Annotated in this window: 22 protein-coding genes; 6 read left to right on the top strand and 16 right to left on the bottom strand. The window is 39.8% G+C overall.

Annotated features, from left to right (window positions below; genetic code table 11):
* The first annotated feature begins 161 nt into the window (after window positions 1-161).
* Together QOL76_RS15430 and QOL76_RS15425 are read left to right on the top strand one after the other, a co-directional pair.
* Window positions 162-554: a Dabb family protein gene (locus tag QOL76_RS15430; protein WP_283413868.1), complete on the top strand. Its 393-nt coding sequence runs from the start codon at window positions 162-164 to the stop codon at window positions 552-554.
* A gap of 59 nt (window positions 555-613) precedes the next feature.
* Complete coding sequence (locus tag QOL76_RS15425) at window positions 614-1,933, top strand: S41 family peptidase (RefSeq protein ID WP_283413867.1); 1,320 nt, start codon at window positions 614-616, stop codon at window positions 1,931-1,933.
* Between the two features lie 3 nt (window positions 1,934-1,936).
* Here QOL76_RS15425 and hisIE read toward each other — a convergent pair whose 3' ends face one another.
* The 6 genes from hisIE to QOL76_RS15395 all read right to left on the bottom strand — a co-directional run bounded on the left by hisIE (window position 1,937) and on the right by QOL76_RS15395 (window position 6,712).
* A complete protein-coding gene (gene hisIE, locus QOL76_RS15420) occupies window positions 1,937-2,536 on the bottom strand; it encodes a bifunctional phosphoribosyl-AMP cyclohydrolase/phosphoribosyl-ATP diphosphatase HisIE (protein ID WP_283414044.1) in 600 nt (199 codons plus the stop codon).
* Window positions 2,537-2,708: 172 nt separating this feature from the next.
* A complete protein-coding gene (hisF, locus tag QOL76_RS15415) occupies window positions 2,709-3,464 on the bottom strand; it encodes an imidazole glycerol phosphate synthase subunit HisF (RefSeq protein ID WP_283413866.1) in 756 nt (251 codons plus the stop codon).
* A gap of 213 nt (window positions 3,465-3,677) precedes the next feature.
* Complete coding sequence (gene hisA, locus QOL76_RS15410; protein WP_283413865.1) at window positions 3,678-4,394, bottom strand: 1-(5-phosphoribosyl)-5-[(5-phosphoribosylamino)methylideneamino]imidazole-4-carboxamide isomerase; 717 nt, start codon at window positions 4,392-4,394, stop codon at window positions 3,678-3,680.
* Window positions 4,395-4,575: 181 nt separating this feature from the next.
* Complete coding sequence (hisH, locus tag QOL76_RS15405; protein ID WP_283413864.1) at window positions 4,576-5,172, bottom strand: imidazole glycerol phosphate synthase subunit HisH; 597 nt, start codon at window positions 5,170-5,172, stop codon at window positions 4,576-4,578.
* A gap of 72 nt (window positions 5,173-5,244) precedes the next feature.
* Window positions 5,245-6,030, bottom strand: coding sequence for a phenylalanine 4-monooxygenase (locus QOL76_RS15400; protein ID WP_283413863.1), 786 nt, complete (start codon window positions 6,028-6,030; stop codon window positions 5,245-5,247).
* A gap of 28 nt (window positions 6,031-6,058) precedes the next feature.
* Window positions 6,059-6,712: an alpha/beta hydrolase gene (locus tag QOL76_RS15395; protein WP_283413862.1), complete on the bottom strand. Its 654-nt coding sequence runs from the start codon at window positions 6,710-6,712 to the stop codon at window positions 6,059-6,061.
* Window positions 6,713-7,084: 372 nt separating this feature from the next.
* On the opposite strand from QOL76_RS15395, the gene QOL76_RS15390 reads away from it, so the two are divergent.
* The gene (locus QOL76_RS15390; RefSeq protein ID WP_346771414.1) at window positions 7,085-7,813 is read left to right on the top strand and encodes a lysophospholipid acyltransferase family protein; all 729 of its coding nucleotides are present in this window, start codon (window positions 7,085-7,087) and stop codon (window positions 7,811-7,813) included.
* Here the strand turns inward: QOL76_RS15390 and QOL76_RS15385 are convergent.
* The 8 genes from QOL76_RS15385 to QOL76_RS15350 all read right to left on the bottom strand — a co-directional run bounded on the left by QOL76_RS15385 (window position 7,800) and on the right by QOL76_RS15350 (window position 16,111).
* Window positions 7,800-8,456 carry a hypothetical protein gene (locus QOL76_RS15385; protein WP_283413861.1) on the bottom strand — a complete coding sequence of 219 codons (657 nt, stop codon included), beginning with the start codon at window positions 8,454-8,456 and terminating at the stop codon, window positions 7,800-7,802. The two genes, QOL76_RS15390 and QOL76_RS15385, sit on opposite strands and share 14 nt — an antisense overlap.
* A 181-nt stretch (window positions 8,457-8,637) precedes the next feature.
* Window positions 8,638-10,005 (bottom strand): pyridoxal-phosphate dependent enzyme, encoded by a 1,368-nt coding sequence (locus QOL76_RS15380; protein WP_283413860.1) that lies wholly within the window; start codon window positions 10,003-10,005, stop codon window positions 8,638-8,640.
* A gap of 161 nt (window positions 10,006-10,166) precedes the next feature.
* Window positions 10,167-11,807 (bottom strand): putative ABC exporter domain-containing protein, encoded by a 1,641-nt coding sequence (locus QOL76_RS15375; RefSeq protein ID WP_283413859.1) that lies wholly within the window; start codon window positions 11,805-11,807, stop codon window positions 10,167-10,169.
* Window positions 11,800-12,516 (bottom strand): ABC transporter ATP-binding protein, encoded by a 717-nt coding sequence (locus QOL76_RS15370; RefSeq protein WP_283413858.1) that lies wholly within the window; start codon window positions 12,514-12,516, stop codon window positions 11,800-11,802. The genes QOL76_RS15375 and QOL76_RS15370 overlap by 8 nt, the downstream gene beginning before the upstream one ends.
* Window positions 12,517-12,581: 65 nt before the next feature.
* A complete protein-coding gene (locus tag QOL76_RS15365; RefSeq protein ID WP_283413857.1) occupies window positions 12,582-13,508 on the bottom strand; it encodes an aspartate carbamoyltransferase catalytic subunit in 927 nt (308 codons plus the stop codon).
* 2 nt (window positions 13,509-13,510) lie between these two features.
* Entirely contained in the window at window positions 13,511-14,059 is a 549-nt protein-coding gene (pyrR, locus tag QOL76_RS15360) for a bifunctional pyr operon transcriptional regulator/uracil phosphoribosyltransferase PyrR (RefSeq protein ID WP_283413856.1), read from the bottom strand.
* Between the two features lie 34 nt (window positions 14,060-14,093).
* Window positions 14,094-15,716 (bottom strand): transcriptional regulator, encoded by a 1,623-nt coding sequence (locus QOL76_RS15355; RefSeq protein WP_283413855.1) that lies wholly within the window; start codon window positions 15,714-15,716, stop codon window positions 14,094-14,096.
* Complete coding sequence (locus QOL76_RS15350) at window positions 15,713-16,111, bottom strand: EVE domain-containing protein (RefSeq protein ID WP_283413854.1); 399 nt, start codon at window positions 16,109-16,111, stop codon at window positions 15,713-15,715. Before QOL76_RS15350 ends, QOL76_RS15355 begins: the two co-directional genes overlap by 4 nt.
* A 275-nt stretch (window positions 16,112-16,386) precedes the next feature.
* Between QOL76_RS15350 and QOL76_RS15345 the strand changes: the two genes are divergently transcribed.
* From QOL76_RS15345 to QOL76_RS15335, 3 genes are all read left to right on the top strand, one after another.
* The gene (locus QOL76_RS15345) at window positions 16,387-18,051 is read left to right on the top strand and encodes a helix-hairpin-helix domain-containing protein (protein WP_283414042.1); all 1,665 of its coding nucleotides are present in this window, start codon (window positions 16,387-16,389) and stop codon (window positions 18,049-18,051) included.
* Window positions 18,052-18,119: 68 nt separating this feature from the next.
* On the top strand, window positions 18,120-18,407 hold the full coding sequence (locus QOL76_RS15340) for a hypothetical protein (protein WP_283413853.1): 288 nt from the start codon (window positions 18,120-18,122) through the stop codon (window positions 18,405-18,407).
* A 61-nt stretch (window positions 18,408-18,468) separates the two neighbouring features.
* Window positions 18,469-18,936 (top strand): hypothetical protein, encoded by a 468-nt coding sequence (locus QOL76_RS15335; RefSeq protein ID WP_283413852.1) that lies wholly within the window; start codon window positions 18,469-18,471, stop codon window positions 18,934-18,936.
* Between the two features lie 36 nt (window positions 18,937-18,972).
* Here QOL76_RS15335 and QOL76_RS15330 read toward each other — a convergent pair whose 3' ends face one another.
* Window positions 18,973-19,626: a hypothetical protein gene (locus QOL76_RS15330; protein WP_283413851.1), complete on the bottom strand. Its 654-nt coding sequence runs from the start codon at window positions 19,624-19,626 to the stop codon at window positions 18,973-18,975.
* An 8-nt stretch (window positions 19,627-19,634) separates the two neighbouring features.
* The gene (locus QOL76_RS15325) at window positions 19,635-20,126 is read right to left on the bottom strand and encodes an RNA polymerase sigma factor (protein WP_283413850.1); all 492 of its coding nucleotides are present in this window, start codon (window positions 20,124-20,126) and stop codon (window positions 19,635-19,637) included.
* Window positions 20,127-20,357: the final 231 nt, after the last annotated feature.

The following is a 20,357-nucleotide window of genomic DNA, read 5'->3' as shown; positions in this document are numbered from 1 at the left end:
TGATTATTAAAAGTAAAGAGAGGTTTATGATGGAAATGGCAGGCTTAATACTAACCAATTATTTAAAAGTAATTTAAATATTTATCTTTAGAATCACGGTTCAAACCAATATTTGTCCGTAAGAATAAACCTTCTAAGCCTTAAGCCTAAAACCAAATCAAATGAAGACAAGACGACAATTTATTAAAACAATCGGCGTGGCAAGTGCCACTGCTGTCTTACCTATAACCTCAATCGCTAAAGAAATGGCAAAACAGAAAATGATTCATCAAGTATATTTTTGGCTACATGACACAGCCAATACACAAGAGTTTCTTACCGAAGCAGTGCCTATGCTGGGTAGATGTAAAACTGTCGGCAAATTCGTAGCAGGTACGCCAGCCGCCACAGAAGATAGAGACGTAGTGGACCATAGCTTCCAAGTTGCTTGCACAGCATATTTTGACAGTTTAGAAGATCAGCTGGTATACCAAACAGATCCTCTACATTTGGAGTTTATAGACAAATACTCACACATGTGGAAAAAAGTCCAGGTATACGATATTGCGATCTAATTAAGATCTAAAAGCACCTCTTACTCGTATTTAATTAAACAACAGCTAAGCATGGCCTTATGAAAAACTCAAAATGGATTTTCGGACTAGTAGTCATTCTCTTTTGGTCATGCCGGGATAAGGAGGAGATCGTTCCTGACCCCCAATCCGAACTAGTAAGAGGTGCTATTTTTGAATCTATGCAAGAATGGTATTTCTGGAATCAGGAACTTCCGGCTGTTGTCAACACTGCTAATTATTCTTCCAATGAGGAATTTCTAGATGCAATAATTTTCAAGCCACTGGATAGATTCTCCTACCTTACTACCCAGGAAGCTTTTAATAATGCCTTTGTAGGAAGAAATGCAGGTCATGGTTTTGGTTTTGCTTTCGATGCCACTGAGAGATTGTATTTAACTTTTGTTTATGATCAAGCTCCTGCAGGTCTTGATGGCTGGCAGCGTGGTTGGGAAATTTTGGAAATAAATGGAAAGCCCATATCAGCTTACAAAACAAGCACGGGAGGGTATGATTTTCAGCTAGGGCCTTCCGATCCAGGGATTACCAATTCCTTCACCTTCAAATTACCGGATGGTTCTACTACCACTAGATCAAATATGAAAGCTGAGTACCAATCCAACTCGGTATTGCATAAAGAAATCATAGATGTAAAAGGTAAAAAAGTAGGATACTGGGTGTACCAAAGTTTTAAAGCTACGGCAGGTCAGTCTCCCACCAAAAGTCTGGAGGTAGATGAATCAATGGCGTTTTTCACGGATGCAGGAATTGAGGAGTTGATCATTGACTTAAGATACAATGGTGGAGGCTCGGTAGCAGTCGCAGAACAAATCAATAATTACCTGATTCAGACTTCCAATTCGGATCAATTGATGTACAAGAACAAATTGAATTCCTTAAAAACTAATCTTGAGAAATCTGTGAATTTCAAGAAAATTGGAAATTTGAATTTAGACAAACTGATCTTCATTACTTCAAGAGGCTCTGCCTCAGCGTCCGAATTGGTCATTAATTCATTGAACCCGTACTTTGATATCACCCTAGTCGGAGACAACACCTTTGGTAAGCCTGTGGGATCTTTCCCCCTTTCTAACTACAACAACACATTAAAGGATAACAATGTGGAGTTGGTACCAATCACATTTGCCACTGCAAATTCAGAAGGTAAAGCTGAATACTTTGATGGATTCCCAGCGGACTTCGCCGTCGGAGACACCCCACAGTTTAACTGGGGAAACCAAAACGATCTTCGGTTAGCAGCTGCACTTAGCGTGATTGAAAATGGAAATGTGGGTGGAAGGCTTGTCAGTTCTTTTTACAGACCAAAATGGGAAATGATTGATCAGTTTAAAGGTTTAGAGCAGGAATTCCCAGCTTATTGATCGCTATTTCTTCCTATGCCGATCAATCAGTACGTCCATTACCTCATCTAACTCATACCCCTTCGCTTCCAGCAAAACTAGGTAGTGATAAAGCAAATCCGCCGCCTCTCCCATAAATAGCTCCTTATTGTCATCCTTAGCTTCGATCACAATCTCCACAGCTTCCTCACCTACCTTTTGCGCAACTTTGTTGATGCCTTTGGCGAAAAGAGAAGCAGTATAAGACTTATCAGTTGGGTTGTTTTTGCGGTCTTTGATAATCGCTCTCAATTGATCTATAAATCCAGTTTTGGATGAATTCACCTCATCAAAACAGGTATCCGCTCCTGTATGACACACAGGGCCTATTGGATTGGCTTTTACTAAAATTGAATCTCCATCACAATCAACTGAAATGCTTACCAACTCCATAAAATTACCGGAAGTTTCCCCTTTAGTCCAAAGACGGTTTTTGCTACGGCTGAAAAATGTAACCTGATTGGTTTCCTTGGTTTTTGCTAAAGCCTCTTCATTCATGTAGCCCTGCATTAGCACTTTGCCAGATATCGCGTCTTGCACTATAGCCGGCACCAAACCATCCATTTTTTTAAAATCTATGTTCATATTTCTAACCTTTGAGGTTTTCAAAACCCCGAAGGTTTTGTTTATTAATTTGTAGTATTTACTTGACTTCGATCCCGGTAGCTATACGGGATGCTCAGTCTGACACAGGCTCCATTTCTTACTTTATCAGATCTAGAATCTAGCGTCTTGATACTTATGTCTTATGTCTCTTTTACTTCCTTATACTGATTTCAGAATCGGAGAGATACCTCTTCAACTCAGGAATCCCAATTTCCTTAAAGTGAAAAATGCTTGCCGCCAAAGCTGCATCTGCTTTGCCAAAGGTAAACACATCTTTGAAATGTCCCATCGTACCGGCACCGCCTGAAGCAATCACAGGAATGGAGAGCGCAGATGAAATTTCCGCCAAAAGCTCATTGGAAAATCCTGACTTTGTCCCGTCATGATCCATGGAAGTCAGCAGAATCTCTCCAGCTCCACGATCACACACTTCCTGAGCCCACTCCTGAGTTTTCAGCAAAGTTGCCTTTCTCCCCCCATGTGTATGTACAAAGTCAATTCCATCCACATTTCTAGTATCGATAGCAACCACAATGCATTGAGAACCGAATTCAGCTGCCATTTCATTGATGATCTGTGGGTTTTTCACTGCCGAAGAATTGATGGAAATCTTATCTGCTCCAGCATTAAGCAATACTTTTACATCCTCCACAGTAGAAATCCCTCCGCCTACTGTAAAAGGAATATTGATTGCTTTGGCCACTTTTGTCACCAATTCCGCTAAGGTTTTACGCTTATCCACCGTTGCAGTGATATCCAAAAACACTAATTCGTCAGCCCCTTCGTCAGAGTAGATCTTCGCCAACTCCACCGGGTCACCCGCATCACGAAGCTCCACAAAGTTCACTCCTTTAACCGTTCGGCCTTCTTTGATATCTAGGCAGGGAATTATTCTCTTTGTTAACATTTTATAGTATTCAAAACTTCAATATTCATTATTCGGCATTATTCATTCGAACTTAAAATTTTTGATTTACGAAGTACGATTTACGAGATCAATTTTAGTGTTAAGCATTATCCCAATATTTAACCCTTCAGGATAGTCAGAATTAGAAATGTCGATTGAGGTTCAATTCAATCTCGTAAATCCAAAATCGTAATTCGTAAATACACTAGTAAATCAAACAAACGCCGCCAATTCCTCCAACGTCACTCTTCCCTCATAATACGCCTTTCCAACTATCGTCCCATAGACACCGATTTTTTCCAGTTCTTCCAGATCTTTAACTGAGGAAACACCGCCACTTGCGATCAATTTTACGCCAGGGATTTCTTCTAAAATCTCTTTGTATAAATCCGTAGATGGCCCTTGAAGCAAACCATCTTTTGCCACATCAGTACAGATCACATAGCTAATTCCTTTAGCGACATAGTCTTTGATAAAAGGAATCAAATCCACGGAAGTAGTTTCTTCCCAACCTCCAACAGCGATTTTTCTATTTTTTGCATCAGCACCCAGTATTATTTTCTCAGAACCATAGTTTGTGATCCAGCTTCCAAAGAGCGCTGCATTCTTCACTGCAATGCTTCCTCCTGTCACCTGCTTGGCTCCGAGGCTAAATGCTTTTTCGATTTCCTCATCCGCTTGAATCCCTCCTCCAAAATCAACTTGTAGGCTTGTTCCTGAGCTGATTCTCTGCAAAACATCCGCATTCACAATCTTTTTAGCCTTGGCTCCATCCAAATCCACCAGATGTAATCGTTGAATACCGGCGCCTTCAAAGCGCTTGGCCATTTCCAACGGATCGTCATGGTATTCTTTTTTGCTGCTGTAATCGCCCTGACTAAGTCGGACGCACTTGCCTCCGATGAGGTCGATTGCTGGAATAATATACATTAGGATTGGAATGTTTTAATAGTGAAAGATTTGAAAATTACGATTTACGATATGGGATTTACGAGCTCAATTGTAGTTTTCCACATCCTACCCATACTTAGCCCTTCGAGATGTTAAGAATTGGGAATGTTGATTGAGGTTCAAGCCAATCTCGTAATTCGTAAATCGAAAATAATTGGCTTTAAATACTGAGGAAATTGCTTAATAATTTCTCTCCTACTAAACCGCTTTTCTCAGGATGTGCCTGAATAGCATAATAATTATCTCGATGTAGCATGGCTGAGAAATCATGAATATAATGGGTCTGAGCTATCGTTAAATCGCTCAACTCAGCATAAAAGCTGTGCACATAATATACAAATGGCTCTGCAGGCAAGTCTTTCAAGAGTGGAATATCCGCAAGATTCTCCAATTCATTCCAGCCCACATGTGGCACTTTGAATTCCTGAGAATTCTCTGGAACAAAGCGCTTCACCTTCACGGGAAAAACCCCCAAACACTCGGTATCGTTTTCTTCAGAATGCTCACAAAGCAATTGCAAGCCCAGACAAACACCTAGAAAAGGCTGTTTCAGGTCTTTGATCAAGGTATCAAGCTTTCGCTCCTTCAAGTACCGCATTGCTGTACTAGCTTCGCCTTGACCAGGGAAAATCACTTTATCCGCGGCTCGGATTACTTCTGGATCATCCGTCAATTCAGCGTTTGCACCTAGCCTCTCCAAAGCATAGAGCACCGACTGCACATTGCCGGAATTATATTTAATGACTGCTATTTTCATTTTTAAGTATCAAGACGCTAGACACAAGATTCAAGAATAGTAGTCTCTCATCTTATGTCTAACGTCTAATGTCTATTTCCTTTTTTCTAAAAGCATCTCCTCAAGAACCTCCTCTATTTCAGGCAGCGACTCATACAGTTGCTCGTAATTCTCGATCACAAAGTATTTATCCTGAAAGCGATCTTTCCAGTATTCCTGATTCATTATCCTTCGAACATCATATTTCAGATGGGCTGGTTCATTTGAAAGGCTGAATTTAGTCTCTCCTGCCGAACTTAGGATCCCCGCGCCGTATATTTTTAATTCACCATCCTCACGAATCAACCCAAATTCTATGGTAAACCAATAGATCCTGCTAAGCAATTGTATCGCCCAAGGGTTATCAATGTGCTTCAAAGCAATCCCTGCGAGCTTTTCTAGAAAGTCTACATAAGGTTGATTAGTCAGCAAGGGCATATGAGCAAAAGCGTCATGAAACATATCAGGTTCTTCCAGATAATCAAGCTGCTCCATCGTGCGAAGCCAAGTAGAAGATGGAAACCTTCTGTTATTCAGCAAGCCAAAGAACAGGTCATCATCGATGAGGCCCGGAACCACCTGCACTTCCCATCCAGTGCTTTTTGCTAAAACCTGATTTAGTTCTTCGAAATTGGCGATTCTATCAGCAGAAAACTTCACCATCTCCACACCTTCCAGATAAGCTTTGGAAGCGGCCTTTGGTAGATTCGGCATCTGTCGCTCGAAGAGAATTTTCCATACTTTGAAGTCCTCCTCTGTGTAAGATTCATACTCCTGCTTAAGCTTTTGGAGTCGGGGATCACTAAAGACCCAGTTTTTTTGTTTTGTGTTTGCGTTCATGGTATTTGGGTATATTCTGTTTCGATTATTACAAATTCTTTACTCGAGCTATTTGGTCTAACTCAGAATTAATTATCTGACTTATTTCTTCCGCCTTATCAACTATCATAAAATGTTCTCCTCCTTCTATTAATATTGAATTTTTATCACCTGTAGGAAGTATTAACTTATCATTCGCCCCCTCAATTTTTAAAACTCTTTCAATTTTTTGTTCATTTCTCCAATTCAACAACTCCTTAACAGCCCATTTGGTAAAATTCAAATTAGAATCATCCAAAATCTCGTGAAGCAAAGTCTTGTTTTCCGTACCAAAAAGGTAGTATGCCAAACCTCTTGGAGGATCAAAAACCCACTTCGGCAGAAACCTGACAAAGCCAATTTTACCTATGAATCTAAAAATTGATCTTAAATCCTTCCTTGTCTCTGCTGATGAAATAAGAATAGTTAGAGTTGGTTTCAACTTTTTACTCATTTCAACAGCTATGAGTCCTCCGAAACTTACACCTAAAACACCAAAATCTTCCGTTTCATCAATTTCAGAGGAAAGTCTAAGAGCATAAGATTCAATGGGCTCATCCTTAAAGGGATCAATCCAATCAATCGGTATAAAATCCGCATTGAGAAATATATTTTCAAAGACTCTTTTATCAGCTCCCAAACCGCTTATTCCATAAATTTTCACGTTGTTCTAATTTGAATTAGCAACTGATAAAAATTTTAATGAAAACCGTGAAATAAAAAAGGCCCATTCCACTAGGAATAGGCCTCTATATATTTTTACCAAAAATCCATAGTCATCCTATTCCTTCATTGAAGATGGTAGTAAGAATGATGTACGTAAGTTCTTGGTGTCGGATTCACTTGAATTTTTTCATTTGAAATGCTTCTTTGCATTTCATACTGCTAAGATAGGCAATGTATCATCAAAAGCAATTTCCTTAAAATCTATCTATATTTTGCGCAGCTTTAAAAAAAACAGAGCCCCCAAACGATCGGAGGCTCCTGCAAGCAAAGAGTGAAGATTAATTATACCCAAAATTACCAATTCTGACGAATGATAAAAGTCATCCAAGTAATATTTACTATTTACTCCATCATACTTTTCTTTACACTACTCCTGATTCTGGGGCTTTTTATCGTAATCCCCTTAAGCATCAGTCCAGCAGGAGGGAAAATATCTTTTTTGTTTATTCGGATTTGGGCAAGGGTATGGTCTTTTCTATCTGGAATTCGATATGAATTCCACGGTCGTGAGCTTATCGATCGATCTCAGTCTTACATCTACATCTTCAATCATCGCTCTTTTCTGGATGCTGCTATAATTCCGCTTGCCATTCCTCAGCAAGTAAGAGCGCTGGGTAAGAAAGAATTATCCAAAATCCCTTTATTTGGCTGGGTGGTAGGTAAAGTTGCTATCTGGGTAGATAGGACTGATGCCGAATCAAGAAGGAAAAGTATAGATCAGTTGGTGGTTTTTCTAAATCAAGGGATCTCGGCTGTGGTGGCTCCTGAAGGAACCCGAAATGACAGTGATGCTCCTTTGCTACCTTTCAAATCCGGGGCATTTCGTTTATCCGTAGAAACAGGCATTCCTATCCTACCCATTGCTGTTATCGGGGCCAACAAGGTGATGAAAAAGGGATCACTTCTTATATGTCCAGGTAAAGTCAAGATTTATTTTTCCAAACCGATTCAGCCCAGTTCAGCCTCTGAAAATGCGGTAAATGAACTTTCGGAAAAATGCCACTCAAGACTAGAAGCGATGCTTCTTACACATGAATAATGTTATCCTTGGGCTCTTCGTCAATGGCATCGATAGTCAACTCTTCAAAGAGAATATAAATCGCTAAATAGCTCATTGGAATAGTGACAAAAATCCCAACAATAAAAAAGAGTAACCCTGCAATATTGAGCGCGAGAAGTACCAGTAGAAATAGGAAAAACTTCAGCCAATTTGTTTGAATTAGTTTACGGCTAAGCTCCATAGAAGTCCAGAAATCAAAGCCTCCAAAAATCACAAACAAGAGACAGAATAAATACCCTACCAGCAGGTAAACCCCGGGTATTATTAGGAGCAATATACCTCCCACAATTAAAATAGAGCTGATCAAATTAGTAATAACCAGATTCCACCAATATTTAAACCCATCAAAAAAATTCTGAAAATCAAGATATTCTTTTTGACTTTGCCGGTTAGCAACCAAGTAAAAGCCGCAGACCAATGCAGGTGCTAAGAAGATACTATATAGAAAGGTATAGTCTTTTAAGTAAAGCGTAAATCCCGCTTGAATTGCACCAACCAAAACCATAAAGCCGATATGGAATAAAGCACGGGATTTGAACATCTCCCAGGCTTTTTCAATGATATCTCCTATGTTAAAATCTACTCCGGAATCAATGATTCGCTGAATTTTATCTTGATTCATATTTAATGTATAATATCGGCAATGATGTCCATCATCCTCTTTTTTTTGATCTAGCGGACGGAAGACAGAAGACGGGAGATAAGTGGCCTCAATGCTAAAGGATATTCTTCTTCGGTCTCCCGTCTTCCTGGTTGCTAAACCAAGAAATTTATGGTTATTGGCAACAGAGAGATAAATAAAATTACTTAGTAAAAGCTTCTAATATATCATGCTTAGTGATGATGTGAATCTGATTTTGCACATCACGAACGAGCACTGCTTTTTCCTTTTCCACCATAGAAGAAAGTACATCTAGCGTACTATCCAATGCCACGAAATGCATGGAATCCTCCATCACATCAGCAACAGTAGCATCTTTCAACGATGGGTTATCAATGATTCTAGCAAGCAATTTATTATCAGTCAGGCTACCTACTACCTCTTCATTTTCCATCACTGGAATCTGAGAAACACTGGTTTTATTCATCAAGCCTATCGCACTTTTTACTGAATCAGTTTTCAAAGTCGAAACCAATGAATAAGCGCCGTTTCGCTGCGCTATGATATCTCTAGCAGTGGAGAAGGTTTTGTCTTCCAAGAAACCATGATTTCTCATCCACTCGTCATTGTAAACTTTACCAAGATATCGCGTACCATGATCTGGAAGAATAATCACCATCTGATCGCCTTCCTTCAGGTTATCCTTAGCCCACTCTAAAGCTCCATGAACAGCCGATCCGCATGACCAACCTACAAACAAGCCTTCTTCTCTGGCCAAACGTCGGGTCATCACCGCAGAATCTTTATCAGTCACTTTGATAAAGTGATCGATCATATCGAAGTTCACATTCTTTGGAAGAATATCTTCTCCAATTCCTTCGGTGAGGTATGGATAAACTTCTTTCTCGTCAAAAATTCCAGTCTCTTTATATTTTTTGAAAACCGAACCGTACGTATCAATTCCCACGGTCACCACATTTGGATTTTGCTCTTTCAGATATTTAGCTGTTCCACACATAGAACCGCCAGTGCCTACTCCTGCAGCATAATGGGTGATTTTTCCGTCCGTGTCATTCCAAATTTCAGGACCTGTGGTCTCGTAGTGAGCTGCTGTATTGGAGAGATTATCGTATTGATTTGGGTAAAAAGAATTCGGGATATCCTGATTCAATTTCTTCGCAATAGAATAATAGGAACGTGGATCTTCAGGAGAAACGTTTGTAGGACAAACGATCACCTCTGCTCCCACGGCTTTTAGGATATCTATCTTCTCCTTTGACTGCTTATCTGCCATAGTGAAGATACATTTGTATCCTTTAGCTACTGCTGCTAAAGCCAAGCCCATTCCTGTATTTCCCGAAGTTCCTTCGATGATCGTCCCTCCTGGCTTCAGTAAACCTGCTTTTTCTGCATCTTCCACCATTTTGATCGCCATACGATCTTTCATGGAGTTGCCGGGGTTGAAGTATTCCACTTTCACCAGCACCTCGCCTTTGATATGCTTTGCAAGTTTATTCAGTCTGATCATCGGAGTATTTCCGATGGTATCGATTATTGAGTTGTAGATCATAGTCGGTTACATTTGGTCCTATTTGGTAATCAAAAATAAAGGAAATTTCCGGGGGAAGCGATTACAGGAAAGTTAAAACAGAATAAAATTCTGCATTATCAAACCAATTATGACCTGGGAACTCGAAAAGCTGCGACTGAAAACTGAACAGTGAGACTTGTTTACACCTCTTTGAATTCCAATCGCTTCAATACATCGAGCGTCACGTGCATAAGGATCGCTGCGACGAAAAACATCCCAAATGTCCCCCCAAACAGTGCCCAGACAAACTGCTTAGATGCAATAAATGCTACTACGCTAAATGCCAAAGCAGGGAATAAACCGAAAAAGACAATACCCCCAATCATAAACGGCTTGATCAATTTTCTATCCCAACCCTCATCCAAAGCGATTTGAGGAATGATATTTATTCCAAAACCCACTAAATATACCTCTACTGTCGCAACTAGAAATAGCGGAATAATGAACCAGTTTAATCCAGCTATAAATACTGCTGGAATGATCAGTGCTAAACAAAACAAAGTGATTTGGAGTATATCCAGCTTGATCATATTCCAAAACTTGGAGGTCCAAGATGCTGGAATCAGAATGAAAAATGGCTTTTTCAGATCTCCCACATTTGCTCTGCCTATTCCAGCAAAGAAGTATAGAAACAGCATAATCAAGAGATATCCATAGACAAAGTAATGGGAAAACCACTCAAAAAGGGATAGCACAGCCAGAACAATCCCTATTCCAACCATAATTAGAGAGTACAGTCCAAATAGTGGGTGAAAATCCTGTCGTGAACTGTGCACGTAATTTCTCCAGTAAAAGGCCTTGGCACCAGTCCCAAAGTCGGGAAGAGCAAGCTTCTTTTTAGTATTTAGACTATAAGAACTTTCTCCAACCTGTTTTTTGCCTTTTACTTTTTCTAGCTTTTCCTCATTGGACTTGGTGGCTTCGAGTACATCTTCATAATAATAACCGGAGAATCTAATCACCAATTTCAAAATCACAAAATAGGATATACCGTAAAGTAAAATGAAGCCAATAGACAGGATGGCATTTCCATGTGATAAGTAGCTACCAATCCCTCTACTCCAACCTACAATCGGAAAAAAATCAAACCAGGGGGAAGAAATCCAAGCAAACATTCCTTGCCAGAATTTCTCTGCCATCAAACCAGGAATGATAATCATCCCTGACAATAAAACGGCTAAAACGATCACCCCAGTGCGAATGAACTCCATCACATCGTACTTAGAGTTTAGTGTGTAAACCAAAAATTTGATCGGGGAAACAATGAAAAAGAATAAGGCAAAAGCCAGTATTAAAAAGATAAAGTTTGCTACAGTAAGGTCAAATGTGTCAATCGCCTGACTTGACCCATATCCCACAAAGATGATTGCACCGCCTAAAGAAGGTAAAATTGACCTTACCATATAGTAAATCAGAATATTCTCTGGCTTGACAGGTGCGGTAAAAAGTAAGTTTACATCAGCCATTTTGAAAAAGCTGACATTTTTTTTTGTGGCGCTATACAACTGATAAATGAGAATAACCAAGGCCAGTATTGTCACTCCTCCCACGATATTTTGCAAGGCAAAATTCACTTCAGGTAGGCCATTTATATCCAATTCTGGCAGTTCCTGGCTAGAGGTATCATCATCCCTGTTTTTCATGCGCAGCCAATACATGAAAAATATGTATCCAGCTATAGCTGCATATGGCAAAAGCCGCATCGGGTTTCTAAGAATTAGCTTAATATTATTGATCAGAATGAGAATATCCTTTCTGAACAGCAGTCGGATTTCATTCATCTTTGGTCATTTCTAAAAAGAGATCCTCTAAAGTAGTTCCTTCACCTTGCAGAGATTGTATCTTCAAGTTTGCCACAGTATCATTACCGACGATATTTCCATCCTTCAAAATCATCACTCGATCAGCGATAGATTCAACGCTATCGATTAGGTGAGTACTAACCAAAATGGTTTTTCCAGCTTCCTTTAATTCTCTGAAAACTTTCTTGGTGTTTTTGATCGCTTTTGGATCCAAACCGATCATCGGTTCATCAAAGAAAAGCACTTGTGGATCTGGAAGTAATGCACAGCAAATCGATACCTTTTGACGCATTCCTTTAGACAAGTCACGTCCGAGTTTATCTTTTTTATCTGCTAATTCAAATAACTCTAAATATTCATTGGCTTTCTCTTTCCACTCTTTCACTCCGTAGGCTTGGGCAATGAACTGCATATGTTCCTGTACGGTAAGCAAATCATATACATAGGGAGTCTCTGGAATGTAACTAAAAAGTCGCTTAGCCTCCACGCTCAAATGATCGAATCCGCCTAAAGTAATTTCCCCGGATGTTTTGCGAAGCAGGCCAACAATACATTTCATAGTTGTACTTTTCCCGGCACCATTCGGCCCCAACAGTCCAACTACCTCCCCACCTTGTAGTTCAAAGGAAATGTCATTGACAGCATTCTGCTTGCCATAAGTCTTTACAAGATTAGTAACACTTAGCATAAAAATAATTTTGAGATTTAACTGTGAACTGATTTCAAATTTGAAATTTCTAATCTCAAATTAAATTATCCTTTTGAACCTGCCAGTAAGTAAAGCACCGCCATTCGTACCGCAACACCATTTTGCACCTGCTCCAGAATAATAGAGTGATCCGAATCAGCCACATCTGAGCTTAATTCCACTCCTCGATTGATCGGCCCAGGATGCATGATTACGATTTCCTTATCCAACTGACTCAAAAGCTTCTTATTGATTCCGTAATAAAGTGAATACTCTCTTAAGCTTGGAAAATACTTGATTTGCTGTCTTTCTAGCTGAATTCGCAGCACATTGGCCACATCACACCACTGAAGTGCTTTTTTTACATCCAGCTCTACTTTCACGCCGAGACTGGCGATGTATTTTGGAAGCAAGGTAATTGGTCCGCAAACCATCACTTCAGCGCCTAACTTTTGTAGGCAAAAAATATTGGAAAGTGCTACTCTGGAGTGCAGAATATCTCCGATAATGGCGACTTTTTTCCCAGCTACATCTCCTAGTTTTTCTTTGATTGAAAAGGAGTCCAGCAAAGCCTGAGTTGGATGCTCATGTGTACCATCACCAGCGTTGACTATGTTAGCATTCACATTTCTAGAAAGAAAATGTGGGGCTCCGGGACTGGAATGTCTCATGACCACCATATCTACTTTCATAGAAAGTATGTTATTGACTGTATCTACAAGTGTCTCCCCTTTTTTCACTGAGCTATTGGAAGAAGAAAAATTTACCACATCAGCGGAAAGTCTTTTCTCAGCAAGTTCAAATGAAAGTCTTGTGCGTGTAGAATTCTCGAAAAACACATTCGCAATGGTGATATCACGCAGAGAAGGCACTTTTTTGATCGGCCGATTGATGACTTCTTTGAAATTCGCTGCCGTGTCAAGAATAAGCTGGAGATCATCCTCTGTGAGGTTTTTGATTCCAAGGAGGTGTTTCGTACTGAGTTGCGACATGGTTAAGCTTTAACTTTCTCTGTGATCCAAATTGCGTCTTTTTCATTCCCCTGCGCTGCCCATTCCACCAGTACATATTGGCTTTCCAGCGTATGCACACGGACTCCATAGTAATCTGGCATGATAGGATAATCCCGGGTGAGCTTGCGATCTACCAGCACCATAAGTTCGACTTTCTGAGGCCTGCCAAATGCGATCATCGCATCCATAGCTGCCCGTACTGATCGTCCCTTATAGAGCACATCATCAACCAAGATTACTTTTTTGCCTTCTACTAGAAAGTTGATTTTTGTTTCGTTGGCTTTGAGCGGAAAATCTCTCCTGCGAAAATCATCTCTATGAAAAGTAGCATCGAGATACCCTGAGGGAACTTTCACTCCTGAAATTTCTTCCAGAAGTTTTACGATTTTATCCAACAATATCGGCCCTCTCGGCTGCAAACCAAGAAGTACGGTATTGTCAAAATCATCGTGATTTTCGATCAGTTGGTGACAGAAACGTCTGAGTATGATCTCAATCTGTCCTTCGTCTAAGACAAGCCTTTTTTGCATGGGGTAGATTTGCGGGTAAATATAAAAAGAAAATCTAGTCTGGGAGTTGTTCTGGCTTATACAAATCCCCGTCTACCACTATTTTGGTGAGAAAGTAAACTTCCCGGATTTCATCTGCTCCAGCTTCATTCAGGAATCTAACACGTTGGGTTCCGGAGAGCAAAAAGTACCTATCATACCAATGAATCAACCTTAAACTTGCCAAGTTCGTGTCACGAATACGTTCCTTCTCATTGACCAAACCTAATTCAAATTCCTGATTTTCGAAGATTTTTTCACCATTTCTGAAAAAACTCAACTTTATAATCTCGTCTTCCACATACATATGGTAAAAATCCTCCCCAACTATCGCAACTTCCCCAAATGCTTCCGGATAAGTCGTTATAAATTCATCATACGAGGTAGCATTGTCCCATAGAACCTGCCCTGTCTTTGCAACTTTTGCGAAGTGCGCAGATACATATCGATACTCAGGTACAGTTTGGTAGCTACTTGACATTGGGAAGCGATTGGCTAAATAGGGATCTGAAAACGTAGTAGCCCCCATTCTGCTCCATCTATCATATCTATATCCTGCGGTGGGAGAATACATTCCGTTTTGAAATCCAGACCTGCTATTTGAGACTGAATATTGATCAAAATAAACGTAATAAGCATCCGGTGTTTGCCGAACGTCTCGTATAGAATAAATACTATTTATACTAGGTATTCTTTCTTTCTCAAGTTCTTTTAGTATTTCGGCATCCCTCTTTCCTTTAGTTTTTTCGTTGAGGTAATTATAAAAATTTGGAAAATCGGCTAAGGTGTAAAGTTTAAAATCAAACTCACCAAATTCATTGATATCCATGATATACATTCCTTGATAAGAATTCCTCCGCTCTAAACCGAAAGCTCCTATCATTGCCTCTTGGTAATTACCCGAAGAAAGTAAAATCCCGTCTATTATTTCTTGACCTGGATCTGCAAACTGATCCACTTTCACTTCCTGGATCACATTTCCGGTCATATCATACGTATTGATAATGATATCACGATTTCTGTAAGCCCCCTTCCTACTCAGTACCACTTCCAATGACCGGATCTCAGGATTTTTTTTGATTTGGAGAATCTGCGTATCATTCCCATAAATCCCCTGTAGGGTATGAACACTTTTGGTCAATATATCATGGATTTGCAAAACTGGTCTACTATCCGAACTCCCCATGAAAATGGCTTTTTGATCTTGCACCAAAAACTCCACTAATTCCATATCGAGGACATTTTCTATCACAAACTCTAGCCCTTGCTTAGTCTGCAAATCCACTTGAAGCAAATACTTATCGGCATTCAGAGCGTACCCTTCAGTGAAAAGAATAAAAAGCTGATTTTGATCTACATCATATCCCAGCATATCGTACCCGTCTTTGACAGGAAATTGAATAACCCCTTCTTTAGAATCCAACCGACTATCAGCAATAAAATACTGAAACACTCTCTTCATGTTCAATCCCTTGTCGGGGAGTGTCCTGAAGCAAACTAATCCAGCTTCTGACTCTATCATTTCAAATAATGGAGCATCCAACTCAGACTCTACTTCAAAACGTTCAATAAATCTGACCTGTGCAAAGATCCCATGACTTAGTACTGAAAGAAAAAGTAGTAGAAGTATCCTTTTCATGAACCCATTTTTAGAAGTAAATCAAATGCTTCTTTGCCTACCGGCAGCACAGAAAGCCGGGATTGTTTTAGCATAGGCAAATCGGATAGCCTATCCTCATCCTTAATGGCAGCTAGTGGAATTGCATTTTTCAAAGGGCTTTTCACCTTCAGTTTTACAGCTGTCCAAGCCTCGTCCTTCGGGTCAGGGAATTGTTCCTGACTCACTTCAGCTATTCCTACGATTGCTTTTTCCTTGCCACTGTGATAAAAAAACACCAAGTCTCCCATTTGCATTTCTCTAAGATAGTTCCGAGCTTGAAAATTCCTCACACCATCCCATATATCTTCATTTTTTGCTACGAAATCGCTCCAAGAATATGAACTTGGTTCAGATTTTACCATCCAGTATTTCATGATATATTTTGGTTGAATGTTAAAAAGTCCTCGACTTGAATAACGTAAATGCATTCTTTCTGTTCAAATCCATTAGAAATAAGAATCCATCTCACTCCTTTCCAATGCTTTGCAAAGCTGATCTAGATAGAATATCACATTTCAATTTTAAGTTAACCCATAGCCCCTTAAATTGAAACATTATTTCAAGACATTTGTCTCATCACTTTCATTCAACCCGATAAATTTTGGATCATAAGACTCTTCTGAAAAAAATCAAACTCAGCATACAGCTGATGGAACTTCACGACGAAAACCCATTCAAAATACGCAGCTACCAAAGTGCGCTGATTTCCTTAGAACGTGGAGATCAGGACATTATGTCGCTAAGCGAAACAGAACTAGCAAAGATTCAGGGAGTTGGAAAAAGCATGGTCGATGCTATACAGCAACTCAAAGAAACCGAGACTTTCTCTTTTCTAGAAGAACTGCTTGCCAAAACTCCGGAAGGAATCTTGGAAGTGCTACAGATTAAAGGATTGGGACCGAAGAAGGTTAAAATGCTTTGGGAGGAACTTGGCATCACTTCAACTCATGAACTTATGGAAGCCTGCCAGTCTGGAAAGGTCGCCAAAATCAAAGGATTTGGAGAAAAAACACAGCATACGGTTATCCAGAATCTTGAATTCAAAGCTTCCAACTCTGGAAAATGGCTTTATGCAGATATTGAGCAAATCACCGGACATTTAAAAGAATCATTTCTAGCGTTAGCTCCAGAGGCAGATTTGGCACTTGTAGGGGATTTTGCCAGACAGCTGGAAATCATCACCGAGGCAGAATTTCTATTTGCCTCAGATGAATTACCTACGGTAAAGTCCCAAATCAAAGCAATGGACTCGATCGAATGGATCTTACTGGAGTCCGGACCGAGAACCTTGCGTGGAAAAATGAAAGATATCGACCTCCGAGTTTCAGTTCATTTTTGTTCCAAAGCTGATTTTCTTTGGAAAAAGCTTTCCTTAACAGCCGCACCACTTCATCTGGAAGCACTGGTGGATGAAAAAGAAACTGTAGCTCAAAAACTTCAGAAAAAGGATTACTCTAGTGAAGAAGAGTTTTTCAGTATTAACAACCTCCAATTTATCCCAGCGGAAATGAGAGAAGGTTTTGGGGAGATAGAACTGGCAAAGGAGAATAAAATCCCTGAACTATTAACAGACCAAGACCTCAAAGGAATTCTTCACAATCACTCCACTTATAGTGATGGAAAACACAGCCTGAGACAAATGGCAGAGTATTGCAGGGAGCTAGGATATGAGTATTTAGGAATCTCTGATCACAGCAAAACAGCTTTTTATGCCGGGGGACTGACAGAAGATCAAATTCTAAAACAACATCAGGAAATCGATGCACTGAACGAGGAAATGGCTCCTTTTCGGATTTTCAAAGGTATAGAAAGCGACATTCTATCTGATGGAAAGCTGGATTATTCTGATGAAGTTTTGGCAAGTTTTGACTTTATCGTTGCATCCGTTCATTCCATTCTGAATATGGATATCAAGCGAGCTACCACTCGGCTGATAACCGCGATTGAAAACCCTTACACTACGATTTTGGGCCATCCTACGGGAAGATTGCTTCTTCGTCGTCAGGGATACCCAATCGATCACAAAGCCATCATCGATGCCTGCGCGGCAAATAATGTAGTCATTGAAATCAATGCCAATCCTTGGAGATTAGATCTAGATTGGAGATGGGTTCGCTACGCCATGGATCAAGGTGTGATGCTTTCTATCAATCCAGATGCACATGCGATGGAAGGCTATGCCGACATGAAATTTGGCGTACTCGTAGGGAGAAAAGGAGGGCTGACTAAAGAAATGACGCTGAATGCTTTAAATGGAGACGAGATAGGGAATTATTTTGATAAAAGGCTGGAAAATTTGAAAGTCAAAAAGTGAAAACCTTGAAAGGAAAGAATAGAAGCTCAGAAGTCTTGTATCTTGCGACTTCAATCAAGGACTAACACATGAAATGGACTAATCACCCACCCAAAATCATCCTTCAGCGCTCGTTTTTATTTGGGATCACTGGCATTGTACTCTGCTTTCTTGCGCTATTGAATTCATATTTAAGAGTATTGGATGCGCCAATGGGTCCTTTAAACGGTGTCGGATTGGCTTTGCTGTTAGTTGGATTGAGTTTGGCTGTATTGGTGATCCGTCAGCGAAAACTTACCCCAGAAATCAAAGAGAGGGCGCAAAAGATGATTGTAGTATTGGCGGTGGGATTGCTTTTTTTTATTTTGACTCTATAAAAACAAAAACTAAGCTGTTATTTTTTCCGTAAGCTCTGAAGCAATTAAACTTCAGAGACCTATGAAATCGCACCTTTCTTACTTCGCAATTCTATTTTTCCTATCTACTTACACCTATGCTCAGCAAGCTGATAATTCTGCTAAACCAGAATTCAAAATAGTTACAATTGTAGAATCAATAAGTTTGAGGGGAAATGGTGAGTCAAGGATAATTGATTCACAAACTGAAGTAGATGATTCTGAATATGCATCTTTTAAAACAGACGGATCCAAAGCTAAAAACAGGGCACTAGAAGGAAAGCATATCAAAATCGACAAGTTAGAAGAAATAAAACTGCGTAATATATTCGATGGATTTGAGGTCGCTCCTAAAAACGTAGCATTCAATGACGCAATGACTTCATCTAAAATCAATAGCATGGTGAAAGAGGGATGGAACCTAGTTTACGTCACTTCAGCAGTAGAAAGCGATGCTGGAGATGGAGACCTAAATGGCATATTAATCACTCGGCTATTTTTTTCTAAGTAAATACGAACCCAGGCGTTTATTAGCACAAAAAGGCAATTAGCTAGTGATTTCTTTATAATCTTCAATCTGTGTAAGCATTTCTCTGGCTTTCATAATAGGATCCCATTCATAGTTGCCAAATAGGAATTTAAACCAACGCTTGTCACGGTTTTCATAGCGAATATTGACAAACAACCAGATAGCAAGTCCTGCAAATGCAAATGTAATAAGCACTTGAATGACCCAGAAAACAGGGTTTCCGGTTCCTATCCAAGAAGAACTTAGAAAGAATGTTGTCCAAAATGGCAGTTGTAACATAAGAATACGCGTAACCCATAAAGTAGAAGATAGCAGGCTCGCAATCTTTTTTTGTGTGCTGATCACTGGTGAATTGATGCTTACTACCGAAATCAGAATCAACTGATAAAGGTATACTCCCACGGCTATTTTATTTACCAATGAGATAAACCCGAAAGAAATCAGAAAGAAGTAGTTTCCTACAGGAAACAGATTAATCAACAATACGTCCAAGAAAAATACCCAGAGAATCCCCACCAGAACTGTGACTATTTTGATGGGCCTCATAGCCGTCAATTCACTTTTCACCTTCATTTTGGTGATATCTAAAGCATTTTTGCGATTGAAAACCAGCTGTTCTTGAAGCCTTTCATCGTAGGATTTCCAAATTTGTTGCAGTTCTATATCTTCCATGATTTTCTTTATTGAGCTGTGATTTTCTTTTTCAATTGTTGTTTGATTCGAGAGAGCTTAGTTGCCACATTGCTTTCTGATAAGCCTAGTACTTCGCCAATCTCAGGGTACAAATAACCATCTAAGTAAAGTAGGATTAGCGCCCGATCGACTTCCTTAAGTTCTTTGATTAGAGACTGTAAAAGATCCCTTTTTTCATTTGCTTCGCTTTTATCCTCTGCCAAGTAAATGGCGGTTTCAGACAATGGCTGAATAATCTGATTACGCTTTCGAGTTTTTCTATAATTAGAAATAGCCACATTCAAAGCGATCCTGTACATCCAAGTACTCAACTTAAAATTCGGATTGAAACTAGGGAAAGCCTTCCATAGCTGTAGGATGATTTCCTGAATTAGATCCTCGCGATCATCTTCATCCTTGCAATAGGAATTTGCGACTTTGTAAATGATCCCTTTGTTGGATTCAATGCTGGTCAGGAAATGTTCTTTTTCTACGGACAAGGACTCGATGGTTGGCTGTAAAACTCTTTCAAACTATTATTCGCAGATCATTCAAAAAAATCACAGTCATGAAAATAAAAATTTAGAATCGTTTATGATTATTATAATTATCCGCAAAGATGCCTGTCACCTTAGATTCTTTGCTTATCTGGCCGGAAGACCGATGACCGATGACTCCCGCACTGGCGGGACAGGATGAAGCGGCCGCAATCCTTAGGTTTAAGGAGGTAT

This window comes from Algoriphagus winogradskyi (assembly GCF_900182815.1).
GTDB classification, from domain to species: Bacteria; Bacteroidota; Bacteroidia; order Cytophagales; family Cyclobacteriaceae; genus Algoriphagus; species Algoriphagus winogradskyi.
The sequence above is the reverse complement of the archived record's forward strand: the minus strand, read 5'-3'. Positions and strand labels throughout refer to the sequence as shown.

What these genes read in the sequence shown, in the direction of transcription:
- QOL76_RS15375 (WP_283413859.1), bottom strand. Translation starts at nt 11,807, where the DNA reads ATGAATGAAATCCGACTGCTGTTCAGAAAGGATATTCTCATTCTGATC.
- hisA (WP_283413865.1), bottom strand. Translation starts at nt 4,394, where the DNA reads ATGTATATTATTCCAGCAATCGACCTCATCGGAGGCAAGTGCGTCCGA.
- QOL76_RS15355 (WP_283413855.1), bottom strand. Translation starts at nt 15,716, where the DNA reads ATGAAAAGGATACTTCTACTACTTTTTCTTTCAGTACTAAGTCATGGG.
- QOL76_RS15370 (WP_283413858.1), bottom strand. Translation starts at nt 12,516, where the DNA reads ATGCTAAGTGTTACTAATCTTGTAAAGACTTATGGCAAGCAGAATGCT.
- QOL76_RS15385 (WP_283413861.1), bottom strand. Translation starts at nt 8,456, where the DNA reads ATGAATCAAGATAAAATTCAGCGAATCATTGATTCCGGAGTAGATTTT.
- QOL76_RS15365 (WP_283413857.1), bottom strand. Translation starts at nt 13,508, where the DNA reads ATGTCGCAACTCAGTACGAAACACCTCCTTGGAATCAAAAACCTCACA.
- QOL76_RS15330 (WP_283413851.1), bottom strand. Translation starts at nt 19,626, where the DNA reads ATGGAAGATATAGAACTGCAACAAATTTGGAAATCCTACGATGAAAGG.
- hisIE (WP_283414044.1), bottom strand. Translation starts at nt 2,536, where the DNA reads ATGAACATAGATTTTAAAAAAATGGATGGTTTGGTGCCGGCTATAGTG.
- QOL76_RS15350 (WP_283413854.1), bottom strand. Translation starts at nt 16,111, where the DNA reads ATGAAATACTGGATGGTAAAATCTGAACCAAGTTCATATTCTTGGAGC.
- QOL76_RS15380 (WP_283413860.1), bottom strand. Translation starts at nt 10,005, where the DNA reads ATGATCTACAACTCAATAATCGATACCATCGGAAATACTCCGATGATC.
- QOL76_RS15430 (WP_283413868.1), top strand. Translation starts at nt 162, where the DNA reads ATGAAGACAAGACGACAATTTATTAAAACAATCGGCGTGGCAAGTGCC.
- QOL76_RS15335 (WP_283413852.1), top strand. Translation starts at nt 18,469, where the DNA reads ATGAAATCGCACCTTTCTTACTTCGCAATTCTATTTTTCCTATCTACT.
- hisH (WP_283413864.1), bottom strand. Translation starts at nt 5,172, where the DNA reads ATGAAAATAGCAGTCATTAAATATAATTCCGGCAATGTGCAGTCGGTG.
- QOL76_RS15340 (WP_283413853.1), top strand. Translation starts at nt 18,120, where the DNA reads ATGAAATGGACTAATCACCCACCCAAAATCATCCTTCAGCGCTCGTTT.
- QOL76_RS15425 (WP_283413867.1), top strand. Translation starts at nt 614, where the DNA reads ATGAAAAACTCAAAATGGATTTTCGGACTAGTAGTCATTCTCTTTTGG.
- pyrR (WP_283413856.1), bottom strand. Translation starts at nt 14,059, where the DNA reads ATGCAAAAAAGGCTTGTCTTAGACGAAGGACAGATTGAGATCATACTC.
- QOL76_RS15345 (WP_283414042.1), top strand. Translation starts at nt 16,387, where the DNA reads ATGGAACTTCACGACGAAAACCCATTCAAAATACGCAGCTACCAAAGT.
- QOL76_RS15400 (WP_283413863.1), bottom strand. Translation starts at nt 6,030, where the DNA reads ATGAACGCAAACACAAAACAAAAAAACTGGGTCTTTAGTGATCCCCGA.
- hisF (WP_283413866.1), bottom strand. Translation starts at nt 3,464, where the DNA reads ATGTTAACAAAGAGAATAATTCCCTGCCTAGATATCAAAGAAGGCCGA.
- QOL76_RS15390 (WP_346771414.1), top strand. Translation starts at nt 7,085, where the DNA reads ATGATAAAAGTCATCCAAGTAATATTTACTATTTACTCCATCATACTT.